19 protein-coding genes are annotated in these 23,257 nt (G+C 72.3%); 10 read left to right on the forward strand and 9 right to left on the reverse strand.

Annotated features, from left to right (window positions below; genetic code table 11):
* Nucleotides 1-208: 208 nt before the first annotated feature.
* The 4 genes from IE136_RS13230 to IE136_RS13245 are packed head-to-tail and all read left to right on the forward strand — an operon-like array spanning nt 209 to nt 3,796.
* Nucleotides 209-1,357: an NAD(P)/FAD-dependent oxidoreductase gene (locus IE136_RS13230; RefSeq protein ID WP_189600438.1), complete on the forward strand. Its 1,149-nt coding sequence runs from the start codon at nt 209-211 to the stop codon at nt 1,355-1,357.
* Entirely contained in the window at nt 1,354-2,244 is an 891-nt protein-coding gene (locus IE136_RS13235) for an NmrA family NAD(P)-binding protein (protein ID WP_189600439.1), read from the forward strand. The genes IE136_RS13230 and IE136_RS13235 overlap by 4 nt, the downstream gene beginning before the upstream one ends.
* Nucleotides 2,241-3,104 (forward strand): NAD-dependent epimerase/dehydratase family protein, encoded by an 864-nt coding sequence (locus tag IE136_RS13240; RefSeq protein WP_189600440.1) that lies wholly within the window; start codon nt 2,241-2,243, stop codon nt 3,102-3,104. Before IE136_RS13235 ends, IE136_RS13240 begins: the two co-directional genes overlap by 4 nt.
* Complete coding sequence (locus IE136_RS13245; RefSeq protein ID WP_158990431.1) at nt 3,101-3,796, forward strand: DsbA family oxidoreductase; 696 nt, start codon at nt 3,101-3,103, stop codon at nt 3,794-3,796. The genes IE136_RS13240 and IE136_RS13245 overlap by 4 nt, the downstream gene beginning before the upstream one ends.
* Before the next feature lie 127 nt (nt 3,797-3,923).
* On the opposite strand, the gene IE136_RS13250 is transcribed toward IE136_RS13245, so the two are convergent.
* Entirely contained in the window at nt 3,924-4,433 is a 510-nt protein-coding gene (locus tag IE136_RS13250) for a cupin domain-containing protein (RefSeq protein ID WP_158990429.1), read from the reverse strand.
* Nucleotides 4,434-4,617: 184 nt separating this feature from the next.
* Between IE136_RS13250 and IE136_RS13255 the strand changes: the two genes are divergently transcribed.
* Nucleotides 4,618-6,270, forward strand: coding sequence for an FAD-binding oxidoreductase (locus IE136_RS13255; RefSeq protein WP_189600441.1), 1,653 nt, complete (start codon nt 4,618-4,620; stop codon nt 6,268-6,270).
* Nucleotides 6,271-6,348: 78 nt separating this feature from the next.
* Here the strand turns inward: IE136_RS13255 and IE136_RS13260 are convergent, their stop codons facing one another.
* Entirely contained in the window at nt 6,349-8,394 is a 2,046-nt protein-coding gene (locus tag IE136_RS13260) for an FAD/NAD(P)-binding protein (RefSeq protein ID WP_229818825.1), read from the reverse strand.
* Nucleotides 8,395-8,648: 254 nt separating this feature from the next.
* Here IE136_RS13260 and IE136_RS13265 point away from each other — a divergent pair, with 254 nt between their 5' ends.
* From IE136_RS13265 to IE136_RS13275, 3 genes are read left to right on the forward strand one after another with little or no spacing between them, the layout of a single operon-like run.
* Complete coding sequence (locus IE136_RS13265) at nt 8,649-9,899, forward strand: aspartate kinase (RefSeq protein WP_158990423.1); 1,251 nt, start codon at nt 8,649-8,651, stop codon at nt 9,897-9,899.
* Nucleotides 9,900-9,957: 58 nt separating this feature from the next.
* Nucleotides 9,958-10,776 carry a 2-amino-3,7-dideoxy-D-threo-hept-6-ulosonate synthase gene (locus tag IE136_RS13270; RefSeq protein ID WP_158990421.1) on the forward strand — a complete coding sequence of 273 codons (819 nt, stop codon included), beginning with the start codon at nt 9,958-9,960 and terminating at the stop codon, nt 10,774-10,776.
* A 47-nt stretch (nt 10,777-10,823) separates the two neighbouring features.
* On the forward strand, nt 10,824-11,933 hold the full coding sequence (locus IE136_RS13275; protein WP_189600443.1) for a 3-dehydroquinate synthase II: 1,110 nt from the start codon (nt 10,824-10,826) through the stop codon (nt 11,931-11,933).
* 81 nt (nt 11,934-12,014) lie between these two features.
* On the opposite strand, the gene IE136_RS13280 is transcribed toward IE136_RS13275, so the two are convergent.
* From IE136_RS13280 to IE136_RS13305, 6 genes are all read right to left on the reverse strand, one after another.
* Nucleotides 12,015-13,136 (reverse strand): methyltransferase, encoded by a 1,122-nt coding sequence (locus IE136_RS13280; protein ID WP_189600444.1) that lies wholly within the window; start codon nt 13,134-13,136, stop codon nt 12,015-12,017.
* Complete coding sequence (locus IE136_RS13285; RefSeq protein ID WP_189600445.1) at nt 13,133-14,989, reverse strand: class I adenylate-forming enzyme family protein; 1,857 nt, start codon at nt 14,987-14,989, stop codon at nt 13,133-13,135. Before IE136_RS13285 ends, IE136_RS13280 begins: the two co-directional genes overlap by 4 nt.
* Before the next feature lie 36 nt (nt 14,990-15,025).
* The gene (locus IE136_RS13290; protein ID WP_158990413.1) at nt 15,026-15,388 is read right to left on the reverse strand and encodes a VOC family protein; all 363 of its coding nucleotides are present in this window, start codon (nt 15,386-15,388) and stop codon (nt 15,026-15,028) included.
* A 160-nt stretch (nt 15,389-15,548) separates the two neighbouring features.
* Entirely contained in the window at nt 15,549-18,356 is a 2,808-nt protein-coding gene (locus IE136_RS13295) for a helix-turn-helix transcriptional regulator (RefSeq protein WP_229818826.1), read from the reverse strand.
* 278 nt (nt 18,357-18,634) lie between these two features.
* Nucleotides 18,635-18,949, reverse strand: coding sequence for a DMT family transporter (locus IE136_RS13300; protein ID WP_158990409.1), 315 nt, complete (start codon nt 18,947-18,949; stop codon nt 18,635-18,637).
* A 43-nt stretch (nt 18,950-18,992) separates the two neighbouring features.
* On the reverse strand, nt 18,993-19,733 hold the full coding sequence (locus tag IE136_RS13305) for an SDR family NAD(P)-dependent oxidoreductase (RefSeq protein ID WP_158990407.1): 741 nt from the start codon (nt 19,731-19,733) through the stop codon (nt 18,993-18,995).
* 104 nt (nt 19,734-19,837) lie between these two features.
* Between IE136_RS13305 and IE136_RS13310 the strand changes: the two genes are divergently transcribed.
* Nucleotides 19,838-20,452 (forward strand): TetR/AcrR family transcriptional regulator, encoded by a 615-nt coding sequence (locus IE136_RS13310; RefSeq protein ID WP_189600446.1) that lies wholly within the window; start codon nt 19,838-19,840, stop codon nt 20,450-20,452.
* A 92-nt stretch (nt 20,453-20,544) separates the two neighbouring features.
* Here the strand turns inward: IE136_RS13310 and IE136_RS13315 are convergent, their stop codons facing one another.
* Nucleotides 20,545-22,086: a M4 family metallopeptidase gene (locus IE136_RS13315; RefSeq protein ID WP_189600586.1), complete on the reverse strand. Its 1,542-nt coding sequence runs from the start codon at nt 22,084-22,086 to the stop codon at nt 20,545-20,547.
* Between the two features lie 253 nt (nt 22,087-22,339).
* On the opposite strand from IE136_RS13315, the gene IE136_RS13320 reads away from it, so the two are divergent.
* Nucleotides 22,340-23,155, forward strand: a complete 816-nt coding sequence (locus IE136_RS13320; RefSeq protein ID WP_158990403.1) for an ATP-grasp domain-containing protein — start codon at nt 22,340-22,342, stop codon at nt 23,153-23,155.
* Nucleotides 23,156-23,257 lie beyond the last annotated feature (102 nt).

The raw sequence follows: 23,257 nt of genomic DNA on the forward strand, positions 1-23,257 counted from the left end.
TGCTGTGCGCCGTTTTCACACGAGGGAGGGACGCCGTGCGTGTGTCCTGGCACGGCACCCCCAGCCCGTCCGGACCGGCCGCTCCGTCCCCTGCCCCGGCCCCGCCCCCGTGTCCCCGACGATCACGCGAATGCGTGATGGCAGGCCGCGGGGGGCCAGGAATGCTCGGTGGGGAGAGTGACCGGGTCCTGTGGACAGGAGGCATGGCATGAGCCGTTCCACGAGTGCGGGCAGTGGTGGGCACCGGCGGGAGATCGGGGTCGCCGTCATCGGGGCGGGGGTGCTCGGGCTTGCCGTGGTGGACAGTTTGGTGCGGCGGGGGGTGGACGTCGTCTGCTTCGACGGGCGGGTGCCCGGCAGTGGGTTGTCCGGGGGGCTCACGCGGACGTTTCGGCATCGGCACGACGACGAGCGGCATGTCGCCATGGCCGTCGACGGGCTCGCCGGGTTCCGGGAGTGGGAGCGGCGCAGCGGGCGGGTGCTCGTCGGCACGGAAGGGGCCGTCTACAGCGGGATGGGGCCCGCCGACGTGAAGGGGCTCGCGCTGCACGCCGTGGAGCACCGGTTCGTGGAGGCTTCCCGGCAGGACGAGGTGTTTCCCGGGCTCGCGCCGGTGGACGGGCCCCTGCTCGTCGATCCGGGGGCCGGGGCGATACGGGCCCGGAACACGATCGACGCGCTCGTGGGGTGGGTCGGCGACCGGATCGTGCAGGCAGACATCCACAGCGTGACCGTGCCCCGGGACGGGGACGGGGTGGAGATCCAGACCACCGAGGCCATCTACCGCGCCCGCCATGTCGTGATCGCCGCCGGAACCGCCGTGCCCAGGCTGGCCCGTGGCGTCGGCATCGACATTCCGCTCCAGTCCCGGCTGCACGTCCGGCCGCACTTCCGGATCCGGGGGTACGAGCCCGGCCTGACGCGGCCGTTGCCCTGCTGGGTCGACCGGGCCGGCATCTGGGGCGAGACCGTGTACGGCTCCCCCATCGGGGACACCGGGAAGTACGTCATCGGGCTCATCGGCGCCGAGGTCGACACCCCCTTCGGGCCGGACGGCGCCCTGCCCGAGGGAAGCAGCACCCTCGTCGACGCGCAGCGGATCGTCGAGTACGTCGAGCGGGCCCTGCCCGGGCTCGATCCCGAACCGGTCGGTGTGCGGGTGTGCGTCATGACCAAGCTGCCCGCCGGGAGTGACGCGCTGCGCGCCTGGCACACCGACGGAGTCACGGCCGTCGCCGGACACAACCTCTTCAAGATGGCGCCCGTGCTCGGGGAGCTGCTCGCCGACGCGGCGCAGAACAACGAGCTTCCCGAGCGCCTCGTCGACGCCGGTGCCGGCGCCCTGGACGCGCCGTGAGCCGAGAGATCGCCGTGCTGGGCGGTACGGGCAACATCGGCCGTGCGCTGCTGCGTGAGCTCGCCGGTCTCGGGCACCGGGCCGTCGCGCTGGTCCGGCCCGGGCGGGGCCCGGCGGTGGCGGAGTACGCCGACCCCGTCGAGGTGGACATGGAAGGAGCGGACGGGGACGGGCTCGTCCGAGCCCTCAAGGGGTGCGCGTCGCTCTTCCTGCTCACCCCGTTCCACCCCCGCCAGGACCTCCTCCAACGGCGGCTCGCCCGCGCCGCCGCCGCCTCCGGCGTCGGCCACGTCGTCAAGGTCTCCGCGCTCGGGGCCGATCCCGCCTCGCCGGTGCTCGTCCACCGCCAGCACGGGCTCGCCGAACAGGCCCTGGCCCGGCTGGGACTTCCGTACACGGCCCTGCGTCCCAACGCCTTCATGCAGAACGCCGCCCAGTGGCTCCCCACCATCGCCTCCCGGGGTGCCGTGATGCTGCCCGCCGGGCGGGCGCGGGTGAGCATGGTCGACGTACGGGACGTCGCCGCGGCCGCCGCCGCGCTGCTCACCGGGCCGCCGCCCGGCCAGGGGGGCGAGGTGTACGAGCTGACGGGGCCCGAGGCGCTCGGCTACGCCGACGTGGCGGCCGCCCTGTCGGCCGCCGGCGGGCGGGAGATCCGGTACCTCGACGTCCCGCCCGCCCGGGCGGCGGAGGCGATGCGCGCGGGCGGCGTCCCCGACTGGGCGGTCGAGGCGCGGCTCCAGCTCTACGCCACGTACGTGGCCGGCGAGGCCGAGACGGTCACCGGCGCGGTGAAGGAGCTGACCGGGCGGGAGCCGCGGCCGTTCGCCGCCTTCGCGGCCGAGCTGGCTCCCCGGCTGTCGAAGCTCAAGGGGGAAGGGCCGTGACGAAGGTCGTGCTCGTCGGCGGGACAGGGGTGCTCGGGCACGCCCTCGTGCCCCGCCTGCTGGACCGCGGCCATGCCGTGACCGTCCTCGCTCCCGGCCCCCGCCCCGCGCCGGCCGGTGCCGACCGGGTCGACGCGAGCCTGCTCGACATCCCGGGCGACGAGCTCGCGGGCGTGCTGGCCGGCTGCGACGTCCTGGTGAACGTCGCCACGGCCGTACCGGCCGATCCGGCCGCCCCCGGAGCCTGGGAGCTCAACACCCGCCTGCGGGAGGAGGGGACGCCCAGGCTGGTCGACGCGGCGCGCGCCTCCGGCGTCGGGCATCTCGTGCAGATGAGCATCACCATGGTCTATCCGGACGGCGGCGACCGGCTCCTCGACGAGTCCACGCCGCTCGACACCGATCCCGCGCGGGCCGCACTCGTCGAGCCCGTCCGTGTCATGGAGCAGGCCGTACGGCGCGCGTCCGGAGACGGCCCGAGCTGGACCGTTCTGCGCGGCGCGCGCTTCGCCGGGCCCGGGACCGTGCAGGACCTCCAGCGCCGCCGCCTCCTCGACGGGACCCTCCCGATCGCGGGCGACGGCTCCTCGTGGCTCTCGATGGTCCACGTCCGTGACTTCGCCGCCGCCGTCGCGGCCACCGTGGAGATCCGGCCGCCCGGCATGGTGCTCAACATCGCCGACGAGCCGGTTCGGGAAGGGGAGTACACCGAGCGGCTCGCGCGCGCGGTCGGCGCGCCGCCGCCCCCGTACGATCGCTCCCTCGTCCCCGAGCCGCCCTCCCAGCGGGTGAGCAGCGCCGCCGCCCATCGGCTCCTCGGCTGGAAGCCCGTCACCGGCATCTGGGGAGGGGTGGGATGAGCGTGTACGTCGCGCCCGGCACCCTGGTCGTCTTCGCCGACCTCGGCTGCCCTTGGGCCCACCTCGCCGTCCACCGCCTGCACACGACGCGGGCCGCCCTCGGGCTCGACGACCTGGTCCGCTTCGACGTCCGCGCCTTCCCGCTGGAACTCGTCAACGAGATGTCCACGCCGAAGCTGATCCTCGACGCGGAGACCCCGGTCGTCGGCGCTCTGGAGCCCGGCGCCGGCTGGCAGATGTGGCAGCGGCCGTCGTACGAGTACCCCGTCAGCACCCTGCTCGCCATGGAGGCCGTGGAGGCCGCGAAGGAGCAGGGCCTGCGGGCGAGCGAGCGGCTCGACCGGGCGCTGCGCGTGGCGCTGTTCGGCCAGAGCCGGAACATCACGATGCGGCACGAGATCCTGGCCGTCGCGGCCGAAAGCGGCGTGGACGCCGACGCGTTGAAGTACGCGCTGGTGCGGGGGCGGGCCCGCGCCGCGATCGAGGAGCAGCTGGAGGTGTCGCTGGGCGACGAGGTGCGGGGCAGCCCCCATGTCTTCGCCCCGGGCGGGCTCGGCGCCCACAACCCGGGAGTCGAGCGGCACTGGCTCGGGCGCGAGGGTTCCGGCTTCCCCGTCGTCACGAAGGACGAGCCGGGGGCGGTGTACGAGAGTCTGCTGCGGCGCGCGGCGGAAGGCCCCGAAGTCGACTGAGCCCGCGCGTGACCTTCGCAGGCGACGCGGACCGTCTCCGCCTGGCCGCCGTACGACGCGCGAACCGCCCGCCGGGGAATCTCCGGCGGGCGGTCTCGTCTCGTATCGTCTCGGCGGACCGGCGGTCCTACTCGTCGACGATGAACATGCCGAACTCCTCGGCCCGTTGCATCACCAGCTGCTCGTACCCCACCGGCTCCGCCGGACGCTCCAGGCCCGGGACCACCGGCTGGCCGATCTCGAAGAAGAAGTTCTCGAAACCCGCCGGCGCCAGGACGAACAGCAGCTTGGTGATCTTGCTAGAGTCGTTCCGGAATTTGTGCTTGGCACCACGGGGGATGAAGATGAACGCCCCGCTCTCCGCCTTGATGACCTCGTCGCCGGACGCCACGGTGAGTTCGCCGTCGAGCAGGTAGAAGATCTCGTCCGCGTCGTTGTGGATGTGCATCGGCGGACCGTTGTCCGGGGCGATCTCGCCTTCCAGCATGGTGAACCCGGGGCCGGTGGTGCTCTTCCCGGCCTTCATCGTGTACTTGTCACCCTGCAGCGCCCAGACACTCGGGCCTTCGCCCGGGGCCACGTACGTGATCTGTTCCGAACCGGTTCCGGCGCCCTGCGGGCCCCACGGGATACTCATCGGCGTCCTCACGCTCGTCGCGTCCATGCCGCGATCCGTCTCTGCCGGAATCCAGTGAAGCGGGCGCCCGCACGCAGGGCATCACGTGATCACGTGATGTGTCGGCACTCCCCGCGGTGACATCTTCCCCGGAGCAACCACCAAGACGATGCTCGACGATCTTTGACGATCTTTAGGGGGAACCATGACCTCGGTATCGCGCCGGAGGCTCCTCACCGGTACCGCGGCCGTCGTGGGGGCCACGGCCCTGACCTCACAGGCCGGCGTGACCGCCGCCCAGGCCGCCGCGCCCGCCGCCGCTGGGACCACGGGGAACACGGAGACCGGCGCCACCGCGCGCGCCCTGACCGTGAGTCCGCAGGACGTCCGCTACTCGGGGCTGACCAGTGGGCAGAACCAGCTCTTCCACAGCCGTCCGGACTGCGTCCGCCTGCCGCGCTCCACCGCCCAGGTGGTGACGGCCGTTCAGGAGGCGGTGAGCGCGGGCAAGCGGCTGAGCGTCCGCGGCGGCGGTCACTGCTACGAGAACTTCGTCGACCACCCGGACGTCAAGGTGATCATCGACATGTCCGGGATGCGGAAGATCGACTACGACCCGGCCCACCAGGCCTTCGTCGTCGAGGGCGGGGCGACGCTCGGCGAGACGTACTTCGCGCTGTTCCGGCAGTGGGGCGTGACCCTGCCCGGCGGCGCCTGCTACTCGGTGGGCGTCGGCGGACACGTCCAGGGCGGCGGCTACGGCAACCTGAGCCGGCTGCACGGCCTGGTCGTCGACTACCTGTACGCCGTCGAGGTCGTCGTCGTCGACCCCGACGGCCGTGCCCGCGCCGTCGTCGCCACCCGCGAGGCGGGCGACCCGAACCGCGACCTGTGGTGGGCGCACACCGGCGGGGGCGGCGGCAGCTTCGGCGTCGTGACGCGCTACTGGTTCCGCTCCCCCACCGCGACCGGCACCGACCCCTCGCGGCTGCTGCCGGCGCCTCCGACCGACGTGCTGGTGACCTGGCTGCAGTGGCCGTGGGCGCAGCTGACCGAGGCGCGCTTCGCCCGTCTGGTACGGAACTACGGCGTCTGGAACGAGCAGAACAGCTCGCCGACCTCCCCGTACAAGGGTCTGACGGCCCGCCTGGAGCCGGGCCCGAAGGCGGGCGGCAGCGTCCTGCTGTCCATACAGATGGACACGGCGGTGCCGAACGCCCGGCAGCTCCTGCTCGACTTCGTCGCGGCCGTCAACGACGGGGTGGGGATCACGCCGGTGGAGTACCAGGAGCTGCACCAGCTGCCCTGGTTCCAGGCCACCGGGTGGCCCGGCTTCTGGATGAGCAACCCGACCGACCGCTACAAGTACAAGTCGAGCTACCACCGCAAGGGTCTGACGGACGACCAGATCGGCGGGTTGTACCGGGTGCTCACCGACTCGGACTACAACCACCCGGCGTTCGTGGTCTCGATCGCCGCGCACGGCGGGCAGGTCAACGCCGTGGCGCCGGCCGCCACCGCGCAGGTGCACCGCGACAGCGTCCTGAAGCTGCTCTGGGGCACGGCCTGGGGCAATCCCAGTGACGACGCCAAGCACTTCGCGTACATCCGGCGCGCGTTCTCGACCGTGTACGCCTCGACCGGCGGCGTCCCGGTGCCGAACGCCGTGACCGACGGCTGCTACATCAACTACGCCGACGGGGACCTCGCGGACCCGGCGTGGAACCGGTCGGGGGTGGCCTGGCACGACCTGTACTGGAAGCAGAACTACCCCACGCTCCAGCGCGCGAAGTCGCGCTGGGACCGGCGCGACGTCTTCCGTCACGCGCAGTCGGTCCGGCTGCCCGCGACGGTCTGACGCCGCCCGCGGCGAAGGCCGGGCCCCCACCCTCCTGGGACCCGGCCTTCGTGCCGTCCGCTGCGGAAGTCCAGGCCGTCAGGCGTGGGGCTCCCGTGCGAGGAGGGCCGGGGCGGCCCAGGTGCTGGGCAGCCAGGCGAGCGGGACGTGCCGGTGGAGGTACGGCGCCGCCAGGGGCCGGCCGCGCGAGGCGGCGAGCCGCGCGTCGGCGGCGGGCAGGCAGGTACGGGCGATGGCGTCACTGTCGCCGACGATGACCGAGTCGACACCCGGCCTGATGCCCGCGGCGGTCACCCAGTGCACGCCCTCGGTCGGGACGCCGAAGGCGAAGCGGCGCGGGTGCGGCCGCAGGGCGGCGTCCAGCAGGTGGTAGGGCTTGCGGGAGACGGCGATGCCTCCGGTCTCGTACGGCTCCTCCCCGTCCGCGTCGGGAATCCGGTACGGCGCGCACTGCCCGCTCTTCAGCAGGCCGCGCACCAGCGCGTCGGCGGTGGTGCGGACGTCCGTCTCGGGCAGCCGGGCCTCGATCAGGGCGGTGACGCGGACGCTCGAGCCGGGCACCCGGGCCGAGCGGAGCCGGAACCCGCCGCCGTCCGGGTCGGGTTCGGCCCGGGTGCCGGGGCCGCAGACGTGGACGATCCCGGCCTCGATCAGGGCGGTCAGCTCCTCGATGCGGCGGGCGGGCGGGCCGATGGAGAGGAAGGCGTTGAGCGGGGTGTACCAGCCGCTCAGTTCCTCGCGGTAGGACCGGCCGCCGATCCCGCCGTGGTCGACGACGAGACGGATCTCGTTGCGCAGGTCCCGCAGGACGTCGAGGGCGGCCTTCAGCGGGCTGGTGACATTGCCCTTCAGCGCCTCGGCGACGTCCGCGCGCAGATGGGGGAGGAGCCAGTCGCGGAAGTCCTCGGGACAGGTGAACACCCGGTCACCGTAGGGGCGTTCGATCCGCTCCCAGGACCAGCGGCGGGAGCGCGGGACGCCGTAGTGGTCGAGCAGGTCCCCGGTGTCCGCTCCCCCGCCCCGGGCGACGAACTCCGCGCGGAAGGCGTCGGCGGCGGCCGGCCCGCTCCGTTCGGCGATCAGGGCGTGGTAGTAGACCGCCCGTACCTCGCGGGAGACGAGCGGCCACACGTCCGCACGGAAGGACAGCGGCGGCCCGGCGCTCCGGTGCCGTCGGCGCAGGGCGTCGATGACGGCGGGGGTGAGGAAGAGCGGCTCGTGCCGCCCGGAGACGCCCTTCTCGTTCTCGCCTCGCGCGTGGTACGGAACGCCTCGCCGCGACCCGAGGTACAGCTCGGGCTCCCGCCCGGACGGGCGGTACTCCAACCGTCCGCCGTACCGCTCGAAGCGGCCGCCGCGCCCGGTGGTCAGCAGCGCGACGACGTCGAAGCAGGTGAGGCCCATGCCGAGGAGGCCGACCCGCCGGCCGGGGGCGATCGGGCGGAGGTCGAGGTCGGCGGGGTTGCCGGGCGGGTGGTAGGCGAGTCCGCTCCGCTCGGCGTGGTCCGCCAACGCCCGTTCCCGGGCCGTCCGTCGCATGGGGAGATGGCCCTGGGCGAGGACGACGGCGTCGAGGGCGTCGAGTGCGGTGCCGTCGTCCAGTACGACCGTCTGCGTGCCGGCCCCGGGGTCTTCCTCGGCGCCTGGGACGTCGTCGCGCAGGGCGACGGCGGTCTCGCGGTGGACGGTGAGGGTGATGTTGCGGGGCGCGTGGCGGCGCAGCCAGGCGAGCACCCACTCCAGGTAGTGGCCGTACAGCCGTCGGGTCGGGTACGTGTCGGGACCGAGGGCCTGGGCCTCCCGCCGGTCCTCCTCGGGAAGGGCGCCCGGCGGGGCGAGGTCGTCGAGGAGGGCCGCCCACTGGTGGAGGCTCGGTCCCGGGACGACCGGGCCCGCGCAGTCGACGCTGTCGTCGGAGAACAGGGTGATCTGCGAGGCCACCGTGTTCATGAGCAGTTCGGCGTTCTGGTCGGTGCGCCACACCTGGCCGCCGGCTCCGCGCGGGTCGACGAGGTGCACGGCGAACCGGCGCCCCTGCCACTGGGGAAGGCGGGAATTGGCGCAGAGGCGCTCCACCACGGAGAGGCCGCGAGGACCCGCTCCGATCACACAGATGCGGGTCATTTCCTCGCGGGCCGTCATTCGGGGGCCGTCGTTCCGGCCGGAATGCGGTGCGCCGCTTCGCTCCTGTCATTCGCCATGACGGGAGCCTAGGTTTCCGGCCCGGATTCCCGCATCACGCCGATGCGGGATTGCACGGGCTCCGAAATGAGCCGCTCCCACATCACGTGGATCCGGGATCCGGAATCGGCGGGCGCTGTGTAGAAAGGAGATCGCGCAACGCCATCTGCCCCGATCAGCCGGTGCGAGGACGACGCATGTCAGTAGCGGTGAAGAAGTTCGGCGGGAGTTCGCTGTCGACTCCCGGAAGAATTCGTCAGGTCGCGGAGATGGTCGCCCGCTTCCACCGTACGGGCCGCCCGACGGTGGTCGTGGTCTCCGCCCGCGGGGACAGCACCGACGAGCTGCTCGCGGCGGCGCTGGAGCTGAACGCGGCTCCTTCGGCGCGGGAGACGGACCAGCTCCTGGCCACCGGTGAGAACGCGTCCGCGGCGCTGCTGGCCCTGGCGCTGCACGACCAGGGGGCGCCGGCGGTCTCCCTGACCGGCCCCCAGGCCGGGATCCGGGTCTCGGGCAACCATGGCGCCGGGATGATCGCCGAGATCGACCCGGCACGGATCCTCGCCCATCTGCGGCGCGGGCAGGTCGTCGTGGTCTCGGGCTTCCAGGGCAGTGACGCGGAAGGTGACGTGATCACCCTCGGCCGGGGCGGTTCGGACACCACGGCGGTGGCCCTCGCGACCGCGCTCTCGGCGGCGAGCTGCGAGATCTACACCGACGTCAAGGGGATCTACACCGCCGATCCCCGGGTGGTGCCCGAGGCGCGGGTGCTGTCCACGATCGACGCCGGGGTGATGGCGGAGATGGCCTTCGCCGGCGCCCAGGTGATGCACTCGCGCGCGGTGGAACTGGCCGCCTCGCACTCCATCGACGTCGTGGTCCGCGGCTCGTTCACGACGGAACCCGGAACCACCATCCTCGGACGGAGCATCGACGTGCTCGAATCACAGGGATCGATCACCGCCGTCACCCATGACACCGACATCGTGATGGCCCTCACCCGCTCGCGCCGGCCACGGGACGGACTGGCCGCCGACGTCCTGACCGAACTGGCGCGGGCTTCGGTCCCCGTCGACCTCCTCTCCTGGGGGGCGCCGGACGACCACGGCTTCCGGATGGGCTTCGCCCTGCACGGCAGCCGACTGGCTCCGGCCCGCGAGGCGCTGAGCCGGATCGCGGCCGGCCTCGGCTGCGAAACGGACGTGGACGAGAAGGTCGGCAAGGTGTCGCTGGTCGGGGTGGGGCTGCTCAACCGGCCGGACTACACGGCCCGGATGCTGGCGCTGCTCTCCCGGATGGGCGTGACGCCGAGCTGGGTCTCCTCGACCCATCTGCGGGTCTCCGTGATCATTCCGCTGGACCGCGTCCTGGAGGCGGTCACGGCGCTCCACCAGGAATTCGGCCTCGGCCGCGACGACCTCGACACCCCCTCCATGGCCGCGGTGTGACAGCAGCCCTGCGGCAGGAACCCCGTGCCCGCAGCGGTGTGACAGAAGGAGAAGCCGCATGACGCAGAATCGATCGTTCGGGGCGCGATTACGCACCCGCAAGCTCTTCCGGCACGCGCCGGACCGTCTGCTGGTCGTGCCCCTCGACCACTCCGTCACCGACGGTCCCATCGCCCCCGCCGACGAACTGAACCGGCTGGTCGCGCAGTTGGCGGACAACGGGGTGGACGGAGTGGTGCTGCACAAGGGGACGCTGCGCCAGCTGGACCCCGAGCCGTTCACCAGGACCTCGCTGATCGTGCACCTGAGCGTGAGCACCGTGCACGCCCCGGACCCGGACGCCAAGTACCTCGTCAGCGATGTGGAGAGCGCGCTGCGGCTCGGGGCGGACGCGGTCAGCGTCCACGTCAACGTGGGCTCGGCCGGCGAGGCCCGGCAGATCGCCGACATGGCCACCGTCGCCGACGCCTGCGACCGGTGGAACGTGCCGCTGCTCGCGATGATGTACCCGCGCGGCCCCGAGATCGCCGACCCCCGGGACACCGTCCTGGTCAAGCATGTGGCCACACTCGCCGCCGATCTCGGGGCGGACCTGGTCAAGGTGCCCTGCCCACGCACGATGTCCGGCCTCGCCGAGGTGGTACGGGCCTGCCCGGTGCCGGTCCTGGTCGCCGGCGGGCAGCCCGCGGCCACCACCGACGAGCTCCTGGACCACGTGGCCGGCGTCCTCGACGCGGGGGCCACGGGCCTGGCCATGGGCCGCAACATCTTCCAGTCCTCCGAGCCGGGCAAGCGCGCCCGCCGGGTCGCGGACCTCGTGCACGCCCCGCGCGGCGTGAGCGCCGGTTCCGCACTGCTCACCGTCAATCCCGCCTGAGAACAGCGAGACCTGAGGAACAGTCCAGACCCCAGAGGAAGAGGAACATGAAGCTCTGCTGGCTCGATCTGCGCACCAAGAACGAACTGACCCCCGCGATCCTGGAAGAGGCGGTGCACCAGCGGATCGACGGCGTGGTCGCGTCCTCCGTCGAGGACCTGGCCGGCCTGCCGCCCACGGTGAAGAAGGTGCTCTTCCCGCGCGGCGCGGCGCTTCCCGAGAACTTCGGCGAGGCCGACGTGGTCGTCGTGAACCCGGCCGAGCACGGCGACCCGGCGGTGCTGGCCGCCCGCCACCCCGAGGTCGAGTTCGGCCGGTACGTGGAGATCGTGGACGCCGAGACGCTGGAGGTGGCGTGCCGTTCGGCCGCCACCGAGAAGTGGAGCGTGCTGTGGTTCCGCGACCCGACGAAGATCCCGCTGGAGATCGTCATCGCGGCCGGCAAGGCGGCGAAGGGCACCGGCAGTCTCATCACGATCGCGCAGGACGTCGAGGAGGCCGAGATCATCTTCGGTGTCCTGGAGCTGGGTTCGGACGGCGTGATGCTGGCCCCGGCGCGGGTCGGCGACGCGACCGGTCTGAAGGCGGCGGCCGTCTCCCGGACGCCCGACCTGGAGATGGTGGAGCTGACCGTCACCGGCAGCACCCACATAGGCATGGGTGAGCGGGCGTGCGTCGACACCGTCACGCACTTCCGTCAGGACGAGGGCATCCTGGTCGGCTCGCACTCCAAGGGCATGATCCTGTGTGTCAGCGAGACACACCCGCTGCCGTACATGCCGACGCGGCCGTTCCGGGTGAACGCCGGCGCCATCCACTCGTACACGCTCTCCCAGAACTCGCGGACGCACTACCTCAGCGAGCTGAAGGCCGGCAGCAAGGTGCTGGCGGTGGACGTGAAGGGTCAGACCCGGCTGGTGGCGGTGGGCAGGGTGAAGATCGAGAGCCGGCCGCTGCTGTCGGTGGACGCGGTCGCGCCCGACGGGACGACGGTCAACCTGATCCTGCAGGACGACTGGCACGTACGGGTCCTCGGCCCCGGCGGCGTGGTGCACAACAGCACCGAGCTGAAGCCGGGCGACGTGGTCCTCGGCTACCTGCCGACCGCCGACCGGCACGTGGGCTACCCGATCGAGGAGTTCTGCCTGGAGAAGTAGGCCTGGATGTTCCAGGTGTTCGGGAGTACGAAGGTGGCCCGCCGCGGGAAGTCCGCGGCGGGCCACCGTCGTACCGTTCCGTTAGGCCGGGACGGCCACGATGACGCTCGTGGACGACCGGGTGGGACGGATCTCCTTGAGCCGGAAGCCGGCCTTGTCGAAGAGGTCGACGAACTCCGACTCGGTCCGCAGGTGGCCGGTGAGCAGCGACAGCATCACGATGTCCTCGAACTTGCCGAAGTGCGGGGTGTCGCCCTCCGGGATGACCTCGTCGATGACGATCAGCTGCCCCGAGTGGCCCATCGCGCGACGGATGTTGCGCAGCATGGCGACGGCGTCGCCGTCGTCCCAGTCGTGGATGGTCCAGGACACGACGTACGTGTCCCCGCCCTCCGGGACGGAGGTCAGGAAGTCGCCCCCGACGCACTCGGCCCGGTCCGAGACGCCCAGCTCGGCGAGGACGGCCTCGGCCTCCGGGACCACACGGGGCAGGTCGTAGGCGACCGCGGTCATCAGCGGGTACCGCTGCAGCAGGGCGCCCACGAGCCGGCCCCGGCCAGCGCCGACGTCGACGAGGCGGCGGACGTCGGAGAGGTCGTAGACGTCCAGGACACCGGAGTTGACCATCACCGACATGCTGCTCATGGCGCTGTTGAAGACGGCCGCGAGCTCCGGATGGGCGGCGAAGTACGTCCACCAGTCGGTGCCGTGCACCTCGTCGAAGGACGGCTTGCCCGTCCGCAGGCTGTGCGCGAGCGACCCGAAGGACCGCTGCCGCTCGGGCATCCCGACGTACCGCGCCAGGTCACGCATGGAGCCGGGTACGTCGCTGCGGAGCGTCGCCGCCAGCGGGGTGAGGCCGAAGGTCCTCGGCTCGACCTCGGTGAAGACGCCGACGCTCGCGAGCGCCCGCAGGCCCCGGTAGAGCGCCCCGGGGTCGGTCTCGGTCCGCTCGGCGATCTCGTCGATGTGCCGGACCTCGTCGCCGATGGCGTCGGCGATGCCCAGCTCGGCGACGGCGACGAGGAGTTGGCTGACCAGGGAGCTGTAGAGCATCTCGTACATCCGGACCGGCGCCGGCACGTCACCGGGCAGCTCGGAACCGGGCAGCCGCGTACCGGGGACGTGCGTACCGAGCCCTGGTGTGCCGGGGGCATGCGTACCGGGCTGTAGGGGGCCGCCGGGCTGTTGGGGTGCAGTCATGGCCTGTTCTCCTCCGCGACCTGCTTGGGTCGGATCAGGACGTCGGCGAAGTGCTCTCGCAGGCTGCGCTTGAGCACCTTGCCCGTGGCTCCGGTCGGGAAGTGCTCCGGTTCGGTGGCGAGCACGGCGCCGCTGAGGGCGGTCAGCCCCTTCGCGCGCAGCGCCGAGTTGAGCCGCTCCAGCAGGTCGTCAGGGGCGCTCGCGCCCGGGCGGAGCCGGACGGTGGCGAACGGGGCCTGTTTCCCGCCCGGCTCGGGGGCGTTGACGGCGACGACCGCGCAGTCGGCCACCTCGGGGCAGCCGATCATGACGGCCTCTTCCATGGGGAGGCTGTAGACCGGTCCTCGGACGGTGTGGATGACGTCGGGCACCCGGTCCACGTGGAAGAACCGTCCGTCACGGTCCTGGTAGACGATGTCGCCGGTGAGCCAGTAGCCGGAGACCGAGGACTTCTGGGTGAGTTCGGTGTTCCCCCAGTACCCGGCCGTCCTGGTGGGGGTCTTCACCCCGAGCCGGCCCGGCCGGCCGGGGCCGAGGATCCGGCCGTCGTCGTCGAGGACGACCGCCCGTTCGACGACGCGCACGGGTTTGCCGACGCAGCGGTCGTAGTCCTGCTTCTCCGGCTCGCTGACCTTGCGGAACAGCGCCATCCCCATCTCGGAGGAGCCGAGGCCGTCGACGAACCGCGAGCCGGGACGGTCGCCGGCCCGAGAACCGAGCCGGGAGCCGAGGCCGGAGCCGAGCCGGGAGCCGAGGCCGGAGCCGAGCCCGCCCGGCCCGGCGACGGCGGCCAGCCGGCCCGGTCGCCGGCCGTGCCGGATCAGCTCCTTGATGTGCGCCTCGTGTGCGGAGTCGCCGGTGTTGATCCAGGTGTGGACGTCGCCGACGGCCGAGGGCGACAGGTCGAGCGTGGCCAGTTCCGCCCAGGTCTGGGGGAACGCCACCACGATCGTGGGCCGGAACCAGCGGGCCGCGTCGTGCACGGCCTCCCCCGAGCTGTCGGCCATGACCAGCGTGGGCAGGCCGAGCAGGGTCGCGGTCATCAGATAGCTGATGCCCGCGGAGTGGGTCTGCGGCAGGGCGGTCAGCAGCCGGTTGCTCGCCGCGTCGGGGAAGCTGAGCAGCCGGTGACGCTTGCCGAGGAAGAACTGCCGGTGCCCGAAGGTGACGGCCTTCGGCGGTCCGGTCGTGCCGGAGGTGTGGCAGAGCATGACCAGGTCGTCGTCGCCGTGCCGGTACGGGAAGACGCCCGGCAGCGAGGGCCGGGCGGGCCGCCGGCGCGGGAACGCGTCCAGCTCCTTCTCGAACGCCAGGTTCTTCGGCAGGGCGCCGGAGGCCCGCAGCCGTTCGAGCCCGTCGGCCGTGGCGACCACCCCGATCACGCCGACCCGGCCCAGGTAGTCGGCCGCGACCTCCGGCCGCATCCGGCCGTTGACCAGCGCGGCGATGGCGCCCAGGGAGCTGAGCGCCAGGAAGTGCAGGAAGGCGTCGACGCCCTCGCCGGCGTAGACGCCGACGGGGTCGCCCTTCTTGACGCCCGCCTTGTGGTACCAGGAGGCGTAGGCGTCCCGTATCTCGGTGAGCCGGTCGAGGCTGAGCCGCTCGATCTCCTCCTCGCCCTCCTCTCCCACGTCACCCGGGTCACCCGCCGCGCCGCCGCCCCCGGCACCGGGCCCGCCCGCGCGCTGCGCGAGCAGGAACGGTGCCGAGGGAGCGGGGCTGACGGCGCGGGCGTGGTCGAGGAAACTGCCGACCCCGAGGGCGGGGTCGGCCAGGAGCCGGAGTCTGGCGCGCAGTGGCATCCGTGCGGCCGGCGCGAGACCCATGCTGATGACACCCGTGTTGTCGCGCATGCGTTCCTTTCCGCTTCGGGGACCGCTCGGATCGGATCAGCCCTCGTAGACGGTCAGCTCGTACCCGTCGGGGTCCTTGAACTGGAACTCACGGCCGCAGAAGCCGTCGCACGGCGGCTTGGTGATGGTCACGCCCTGCTCGGCCACGATCTTGGCGAGACCGTCGGGGTCCTCCGCCTTGATCCAGAGCACGACGCCCCAGCCGAGCTCGGGTACGGCGTCGAGGTCGATGGTGGCCTGGCGCAGCGCCAGCTTGATGGGCGCGGTGTCGAGGACGGCGGCGGTGGGGACCTTGGAATCGGTCTCCTTGAAGCCGACGACCTCGGTGTAGAAGCGGCGGGACCGCTCGACGTCACGTACCTGAAGGGTGAGGAAGTTGGGACCGATCGCGTTCGTCATGAGATGCCTCTCCACGGGCCTGTGGGCCAACGGGCTTTCGACGGGCCCCAGTCTGTTCGCGGGCCGTGGGGCGAGGCATCACGTGTTCTCGTGAACTCCCGTACGGCGGAAAGGTCCCGGGTGTGCGGGATGACATTCCGCCGTACGGGAGGGGCGGCCGTCAGACCGTCTCGTCGAGGGGCAGCGCCTCGTGGGTCAGGACCTGGCGGGTCAGCTCGACGCGGCTCGTCACACCCAGCTTGGTGAAGCTGTGCCGCAGATGGCTGTCCACCGTGTGCCGGGACAGGAACAGCTTCTCGGCCACCTCCCGGTTGGTCAGTCCCTCGGCCACGAGCCGTACGACGCGCAGCTCGGACGGCGTCAGCTGGTCCCAGCGCGCCCGCGGTCCGCCGACCGGGTCGGGAACGCGGTCCCGGACCCTCGCCCGGTCCGCCGCGCGGTCCCGGTCCGCCGCCCGGTCCCGTATCCGCGGCTTGGGACGCAGGCCGAGCGAGCGCAGCGTCTTGCGCACCCGCAGGGCGTCGCCGCGGGCACCGTGCGTCGTGTACTGCCCGAGCGCCTCGTTCAGGAGCACCACCGCGGCGCTCCGTCCGCCGTGGTGCTCCTCCGCCATGGCGAGGTCCTCGGTCGCGGCGGCGAGCGCGAGCGGCCGGGGGCCGGAGCGGTAGTGCGTCACGGCGGTACGCAGCCGGCCCACGTCGTTGCGGAGTACGCCCTCGGCGTGGGCCGCGGCGGCGACGGCGGAGGTCACCGTGGGGTTGCGGGTCGCGACGAGGCGGGCGGCCTCGGCGACGGCGACGGCCCGGTCGGAGTCCCCGATGCGCAGCGCGGTACGGACCAGGCAGGCACCCGCGTGCGGCTCCTTGGTCAGCAGCAGGGGCCGCCTGGGCAGTCCCGAGTACACGTGGGAGAGCGTGTCGACCGCGGTGTCCTGGTCCTCGGTCGCGCACTGCAGCAGGGCGGTGACCCACGCCAGGTCCTCGAGGGCGGCTCCGGTGGCGCTCGCCGCGAGCGGGTCGGCGATGCCCACGTGCCGCCGGGCCAGGGACAGTTCGTTGCGGTGGATCGCCACCCGGGTGCGCAGGGCGAGCGGGCCCACACCGAGCGAGGGCACGGCGAGCCGTTCGGCGATGCGTACGGCCGTCGCGGCCTCCGCGTCCGCCTCGTCGAGCTGGCCCGCGGCGAGTTTGAGCTCGGCCCGGTGGTAGTGCCACATCGGCAGGACCCAGCGCAGGGCCGCGTGGTCGGAGGGGTCGCACTCCTCGGCCAGGATCGCCTCCGCCTGGTCGAACTGGTCGGAGGCGGTGAGCGCGACGGCGAGCCAGAGCCGGTGGTGGCCGGTGTCGGCGCCGTGCCCGTGGTCATAGGCGACGCGCAGGGCCTCGCGGGCGTGCGCGACGACCTGTCCGTGGCGGCCCTGCGCCCGGGCGGCGGAGTAGCGCACGGTCGTACGGTAGACGAGGTCGGCGTACCGGCTCGCGTGCGGTGCCTCCGCGGCGACGCCGACGGGCTGGGCGCCGGCCTGGGGCGCCCCGCCCGTCGGGGCGAGCCCTCCGGCGTGGGTGCGCCAGCCGTCCGGGTCGCGGAGGCCGGTGGTGCCCATCAGGTGGACGGCGTCGGCCATCAGCTCGGGGTGGATGGGCTCCGCCCGCTCCTCGGCCCACGCGGACCAGGTGGACCAGGCGTCCAGGTCTGCCCGTCCGGCCCGCTCGGCACGGTCCGCCCGGTCCACCCGGTCGGAGGCGGCGGCGGGCGGGAGCGGGAGCTGGGCGGCCTGCGGAGCCGGCCCGGACAGGCCGGCCACGCTGTGTGAGGCCCGCAGCGCCGCCGGGTCGGCGGCTCCGGCCGCCGCCGCCCGCTTCTGGCTGAGGATCAGGTGGTCGACGAACTCGGAGGCCGACCGCCCCTCGCGCCAGACGGCGGCCGCCGCCTCCCGGTGCAGAGCCGTGCGTACGGGTTCCGCGAGACGGACGTAGAGCGCCTGACGGACCAGAGGATGCCGGAAGGTGATCGTCGGCCCCTCCCCCACCAGGACGGAGGCGGCGATCAGCTCACCGATGACCGGCAGGAGTTCGACCGGGTTGCGGCCGAGCAGCCCGGCCGCCTCGTGGACGGAGAAGCTCGGTCCGAGCACGGCCACGGCGTCCAGCACCCGGCGGCTCTCGCAGGAGAGGTCGCGCAGATGGTGGTCGACGGCCCGCAGGAAGCAGGGGGCCGGTTCGTCGTCCACGAGGACGGCGATCGGGTCACGTCCCTCGACGCGGATGCGGCCGTCGCTCAGGGAGGTGGCCAGGAGTTCCTTGAGCAGGTAGGGGTTGCCGCCGCTGCGCGCCGCGAGGGCCAGCACATGGTCGTCGGGCCGGGCGCCGAGGACATGAGCGGTGAGCCGGGCGACGGCGTCCTGCGACAGGGTTCCCAGTTCATGGCGTACGGCCCCTTCCCGGACGAGCGAGTCGATGGTGTCCTGTGCGTTGTCCCGGACGCGTACCGGCACGCGGGTCAGCAGCCACAGGACCGGTACGGATCGCGAGGCGCCGATCAGCCCGCGCAGCGCCGCCGCGGTGAGGTCGTCGACGAGGTGGGCGTCGTCAAGCGCCACGAGCAGGGGCTGGGAGCGGGTGGTGCGCCGGAGGAAGTCGGCGATGACGTCGACGGGGGCCAGGGGGTCGTAGTCCTGACGACCCGTGAGCGGGGTGAGGAACCGGGGCGGAACCGTGTCGCGCAGAAGCCGGCGCAGCGTGCTGAACGGCACCCTCCGGTCCAATTGCGCCGCTCTGCCGGCGGTCACGGAGAAACCGGCGTTCCTCGCGCTCTCCACGGCCGCCCGTAACGATTCGCTTTTTCCCACACCCGCGGAACCCTCGAGAACGAGACAGTTCCCCTTCCCGGACGACGTGCGTTCGACGGCTCGGCGTATCTCGTAGAGTGTGGTCTCCCTACCCAGTAACACGGGCGTGGCGGAGCGCATTTCATCCCCCCGTAACGTAGAGCCCAAGAGGTCGAGTCAGCATGAAGTAAAGCGGATTCGAACGTGGAACGGCGGGGGAGCCTGTCGGCTGGCGGGATTCCGATGGTGGGTGAGACTCCCCCGTGCGAAGCGGTCTTTCCTTCTCCCTCCCGGCATGCGTGCGCATCCAGGTCCTCCACCGCAGGAGGAGGACCTGGATGCGGTCTCGCGCGCGCCGGGCTCAGTGTCCTGTCATGGCACCTGTCCCGGCTCCACTCACGGCTTCTGTCACGGCCCCGTCATGCCTCCAGGAGCCGCAGCCCGACGACTCCGCCGATGATCGCCACGATGCAGGCGATCCGGGCGGCCGACGCGGTCTCGCCGGTGACGAGGCCCGCGACGACCACACCCGCCGCCCCGATGCCGACCCAGACCGCGTAGCCCGTGCCGACCGGCACGTCACGCAGCGCGAAGGTGAGCAGCACGAAGCTGAGGGCGGAGAAGAAGATGCCGATGACGCTCGGCCACAGCCTGGTGAAGCCGTTCGACTCCTTGAGCGCCAGGGCCCATACGATCTCCAGGAGACCGGCCAGCGTCAGGATCGCCCATGCCATCGCGCCCGCCTTCGCTCTCGTGTCGCTCGCCGCACCGGCCTGGTCAGGCGACGTAGCCACCGTCGACCGCCAGTGACGTCCCGGTGATCCACTGGGCGTCCGGGCCCGCGAGGAAGGCCACGGCTCCGGCGGTGTCCGCGCCCGCGCCGAGCTTCTTGGCCGCGGTCCGCTGACGCTCCTCCTCGGCCTCCTCCGTGCCGTCGGGGTTCATGTCGGTGACCGTCGGGCCGGGGTCGACGATGTTGGCGGTGATGCCCTGCGGCGCCACGTCGTGGGCGAGGCCCTTGGTGAAGCCGATGAGGGCCGACTTGCTCATGGCGTAGAGCGTCACGTCGGGCACGGGCACACGGTTGGCCCAGCAGCTGCCGATGCTGATGATCCGGCCGCCCTCACCCATGTGCCGCAGGGCGGCCTGGGTGGAGAGGAAGACGGCGCGCACGTGGATCGCGAGCGTCCGGTCGATCTCCTCCAGCGTCACGTCCCCTATGGGGCCGTAGGGGAAGATGCCGGCGTTGTTGACCAGGATGTCGATGCGGCCGAACTCGCCCGCCGCCCGCTCGACCGACTCGACGACCGCTGTCGGGTCGGCGCTGTCGGCCTGGAGGGCCAGCCCCTTGCGCCCTAAGGCCTCGATGGACTTGACGACTTCCTGCGCCTTGTCGGCGGCACTGACGTAGGTCAGCGCGACGTCCGCTCCCTCCTGGGCCAGCCGGAGGGCGATCGCGGCTCCGATCCCGCGGCTTCCCCCTGTCACCAGTGCCACCTTGCCATCAAGCTGAGGCATGTCGCTCCATTCGCGTTTCGCGTTAAACTATTTTTGGGCTGGACGATCCAGAAGTACTTAACAGCCCCTACTGCTCACGGTCAAGGAAAGTCTGAGGAGATGTCATGTCCGAACGGGGGAGACCGCGCGCGTTCGACCGCACGACGGCGCTGCGGCGTGCGATGGAGACGTTCTGGGAGCTGGGCTACGAAGGCACCAGGCTGACCGACCTGACCGGAGCGATGGGCATCAACTCCGCGAGCCTCTACAACACCTTCGGCTCCAAGGAGCAGTTGTTCCGCGAGGCGGTCGCGTTCTACAACGACACGACCGGCTCGGCGACGAGCCGGGCGCTGCGGGAGGCGCCGACGGCACGTGCGGCGGTCGAGGCGATGCTGCGCGGCAACATCGACACCTTCACCGACCCCGGGACGCCGAGCGGCTGCATGATCGTGCTGGCGGCGACGAACTGCGGCACCCAGAACCGGCCGGTCGCCGAGCATCTGTCCTGGTGGCGCAGGTCCACGGTGGCGGAACTGGAGGAGCGGCTCGAACGGGCGCTCGACGAGGGCGAGTTGCCACCCGGCACGGACGTCCGGAGCGTCGCCGCCTTCTACGCGACCATCCTGCACGGCATGTCGATCGAGTCGCGTGACGGCGTGTCCCCGGACCGGCTGTCCTCGACGGTGGACTACGCGATGGCGATGTGGGACTCGCTGGTCTCCCGGTCCACGGTCTGAGGAGACCGTCGAGAGGGGGTGCGGCCGGGGGTACGGCGAAGGGCCGCGCGGCGGGGATGCCGCACGGCCCCAGGCGGGCTGCGCCCGAGTGGCTACTTCACGTTGATCGCGTTCCACGCCGAGGCGACGGCGGCCTGCTCGGCGCTCCCCGCGCCGTACAGGTCGCCGGCCGCCTGGAGGGTGGCCGTGCGCGCGCCGGCGTAGTCCGTGGACGAGGTCATGTAGGTGGACAGCGCCTTGTACCAGATCTTGTACGCCTTGACGCGGCCGATCCCGGTGACGGTGGAGCCGTCGTACGTCGGCGAGTCGTAGGCGACGCCGTTGAGGGTCTTGGCGCCGCTGCCCTCGGAGAGCAGGTAGAAGAAGTGGTTCGCCGGGCCGGAGGAGTAGTGGACGTCGAGGCGCCCGACGTTCCGCGACCAGTAGTCGGCGGAGTTGCCGTCCCGGCTCGGCTTGTCCATGTAGCGCAGCGGGGTGCCGTTGCCGCGGATGTCGATCTTCTCGCCGATGAGGTAGTCCCCGGCGTCCGAGGCGTTGTTCGCGAAGAACTCGACCGAGGTGCCGAGGATGTCGGAGGTGGCCTCGTTGAGGCCTCCGGACTCGCGGCTGTAGCGCAGGCCGGCCGTGGCGGAGGTCAGACCGTGGGTCATCTCGTGGCCGGCCACGTCGATCGAGGTGAGCGGCTTGGCGTTGCCCGCGCCGTCGCCGTACGTCATGCAGAAGCACTGGTCGGACCAGAAGGCGTTGACGTACGCGTTGCCGTAGTGGACGCGGGAGTAGGCGGCGACGCCGTCGCCGCGGATGCCGTTGCGGCCCAGCTCGTTCTTGTAGAAGTCCCAGGTGAGGGCCGCGCCGTAGTGGGCGTCGACGGCCGCGGTCTGACGGTTGGCGGGGGTGCCGTCGCCCCAGACGTCGTCGGCGTCGGTGAAGAGCGTGCCGGTGCCGCTGGTGGCGCCGTTCAGGTCGTACGTCTTGTGGCCGCCGCGGGCGGTGTCGGTCAGCGTGTAGGAGGGGGCGGTGCCGAGGGTGACACCACCGGCGTACTGGCTGTGGCCGGAGCCGGTCTCGATGGCCTCGTAGGCGTACAGCTCCTTGCCGGTGGCCGCGTCGGTGACGACGTGGCGCTCACTCGGGGTGCCGTCGGCCTGGACGCCGGTGACCACGGTCTCCCAGGCGAGGGTGGACTTCCCGGTCGCGGCCCAGATCACCTTGCGGGCACTGGACGCGGTGGCGTTCTTCGCCTCGGCGGAGGCGACCGCGGACTTCTTCGCCGCGTCGCCGGAGACGGCGGCGGCCGTGCCGGGCACGGATATCCGGGCGCCGGTCGCCTTGGTGGTGGAGCGGGCGCCGTTCTTCTTCAGGTGCACGACGAGGTCGCCGCCGAGGACGGGGAGACCCTCGTAGGTGCGCTCGTAGCGCGTGTGGACGGTGCCGTCGGCGTCCTTGACGACGTCCCGGACGACCAGCTTCTCCTGGCCCGACAGGCCGATCGCCCTGGCCGTGGTGGCGGCTTCGGCCTGGGCGCCCTTGATCGCGGCGGCGCGCTCGCCGGCGGAGAGCACGAGCGCGGTGGCGCCGGCCTCGCGTTCGGTGGCGGCGCCGGCGGTTCCGCCCTGGAGGCCGACGACGACCATGGCGGCCGAGGCGAGCAGGGCGGCGGCACGGACGGTGGTGCGCGCCGAGGGGCGGTGGTGCGAGGACTGCAGGCGGGTCACGCGGGCTCCTTCGCTGGTGCTGTGGGGGGTGACGCGGCAGTGAGAGTGCCAGCGATCCGGCCTTTTTGACAGGTCTGCAACAAGAATTTGACCATGAGTTGTCCGGAGGGCGACGAACGGAGTCCGTTATGCGGCCGATTCGGGGGGTGGCGGCGCCTGGTTGGATACCGGCATGGGCACCCTTCTGTACGTCACCGACCTCGGCTACCGGGCGCGCGGGCGCCGCTACTGCGACGAGGACATCTGGCTGAGCGGCCGGCTGCGCGAGGAGTTCGGCCTGGCGCTCTGCCACCCCCTGGACGCCGCGGCGCTGATGGACCGCTTCGACGCCGTCGTGGTGCGCAACAGCGGGCCCGTCCTCCACTACCAGGAGGCGTACGACGCGTTCCGTGCCGCCGCCCGCGACAAGGGCATACGGGTCTTCAACTCCCTGTCCGGCAAGGGGGACATGGCTGGGAAGAGCTATCTGCTCCACCTGTCGAGGGAGGGATTTCCGGTCATTCCCACGGCCGGGCGGCGGGAGGAGTTCGCCCTGCTGCCGGAGGCCGACGCGTACGTCGTGAAGCCGCTTCTCGGCGCCGACTCGGTCGGCCTGCGGTTCGTGGAGCGGGCGCGGCTCGGGGACGTGGACCCCGCCGGCATGCTCGTACAGCCCCGCGTCCCGTTCGCGTACGAGGTGTCCTTCTACTTCGTCGGGCGCGACTTCCAGTACGCCCTGTACGCGCCGGACCCCGAGGCGCGCTGGGTGCTCACGCCGTACGAACCCACGGCGGCGGACCTGGACTTCGCCCAGCGGTTCGTGGACTGGAACGCCCTCCCGTACGGCATCCAGCGCGTCGACGCCTGCCGGGCACCGGACGGGGAGCTGCTGCTCGTGGAGCTGGAGGACCTCAATCCGTACCTCTCGCTCGATCTGGTGGGCGAGGCGGAGCGGGAGGCGTTCGTGGCCGCGATGAAGCGCTCACTGCGGGAGCTGCTGGCGGCATAGCGGGAGCCGCCGACGGCATGGCCGCCTGCCCGGCCCGCCGACGGGCGGACCGGGCAGGCGGTGGGCGGACGGGCCGGGCAGGCGGGCGGGCCGGGTGCGCCG

Origin of the sequence: Streptomyces lateritius (assembly GCF_014649715.1) — a bacterium.
In the GTDB taxonomy this organism is placed as follows: Bacteria; Actinomycetota; Actinomycetes; order Streptomycetales; family Streptomycetaceae; genus Streptomyces; species Streptomyces lateritius.

Bases quoted from the DNA above. Each gene is read 5' to 3' on its own strand.
- IE136_RS13230 (WP_189600438.1), top strand. From the start codon at position 209: ATGAGCCGTTCCACGAGTGCGGGCAGTGGTGGGCACCGGCGGGAGATC.
- IE136_RS13245 (WP_158990431.1), top strand. From the start codon at position 3,101: ATGAGCGTGTACGTCGCGCCCGGCACCCTGGTCGTCTTCGCCGACCTC.
- IE136_RS13250 (WP_158990429.1), bottom strand. From the start codon at position 4,433: ATGAGTATCCCGTGGGGCCCGCAGGGCGCCGGAACCGGTTCGGAACAG.
- IE136_RS13255 (WP_189600441.1), top strand. From the start codon at position 4,618: ATGACCTCGGTATCGCGCCGGAGGCTCCTCACCGGTACCGCGGCCGTC.
- IE136_RS13260 (WP_229818825.1), bottom strand. From the start codon at position 8,394: ATGACCCGCATCTGTGTGATCGGAGCGGGTCCTCGCGGCCTCTCCGTG.
- IE136_RS13265 (WP_158990423.1), top strand. From the start codon at position 8,649: ATGTCAGTAGCGGTGAAGAAGTTCGGCGGGAGTTCGCTGTCGACTCCC.
- IE136_RS13270 (WP_158990421.1), top strand. From the start codon at position 9,958: ATGACGCAGAATCGATCGTTCGGGGCGCGATTACGCACCCGCAAGCTC.
- IE136_RS13275 (WP_189600443.1), top strand. From the start codon at position 10,824: ATGAAGCTCTGCTGGCTCGATCTGCGCACCAAGAACGAACTGACCCCC.
- IE136_RS13280 (WP_189600444.1), bottom strand. From the start codon at position 13,136: ATGACTGCACCCCAACAGCCCGGCGGCCCCCTACAGCCCGGTACGCAT.
- IE136_RS13285 (WP_189600445.1), bottom strand. From the start codon at position 14,989: ATGCGCGACAACACGGGTGTCATCAGCATGGGTCTCGCGCCGGCCGCA.
- IE136_RS13290 (WP_158990413.1), bottom strand. From the start codon at position 15,388: ATGACGAACGCGATCGGTCCCAACTTCCTCACCCTTCAGGTACGTGAC.
- IE136_RS13295 (WP_229818826.1), bottom strand. From the start codon at position 18,356: ATGCGCTCCGCCACGCCCGTGTTACTGGGTAGGGAGACCACACTCTAC.
- IE136_RS13300 (WP_158990409.1), bottom strand. From the start codon at position 18,949: ATGGCATGGGCGATCCTGACGCTGGCCGGTCTCCTGGAGATCGTATGG.
- IE136_RS13305 (WP_158990407.1), bottom strand. From the start codon at position 19,733: ATGCCTCAGCTTGATGGCAAGGTGGCACTGGTGACAGGGGGAAGCCGC.
- IE136_RS13310 (WP_189600446.1), top strand. From the start codon at position 19,838: ATGTCCGAACGGGGGAGACCGCGCGCGTTCGACCGCACGACGGCGCTG.
- IE136_RS13315 (WP_189600586.1), bottom strand. From the start codon at position 22,086: ATGGTCGTCGTCGGCCTCCAGGGCGGAACCGCCGGCGCCGCCACCGAA.
- IE136_RS13320 (WP_158990403.1), top strand. From the start codon at position 22,340: ATGGGCACCCTTCTGTACGTCACCGACCTCGGCTACCGGGCGCGCGGG.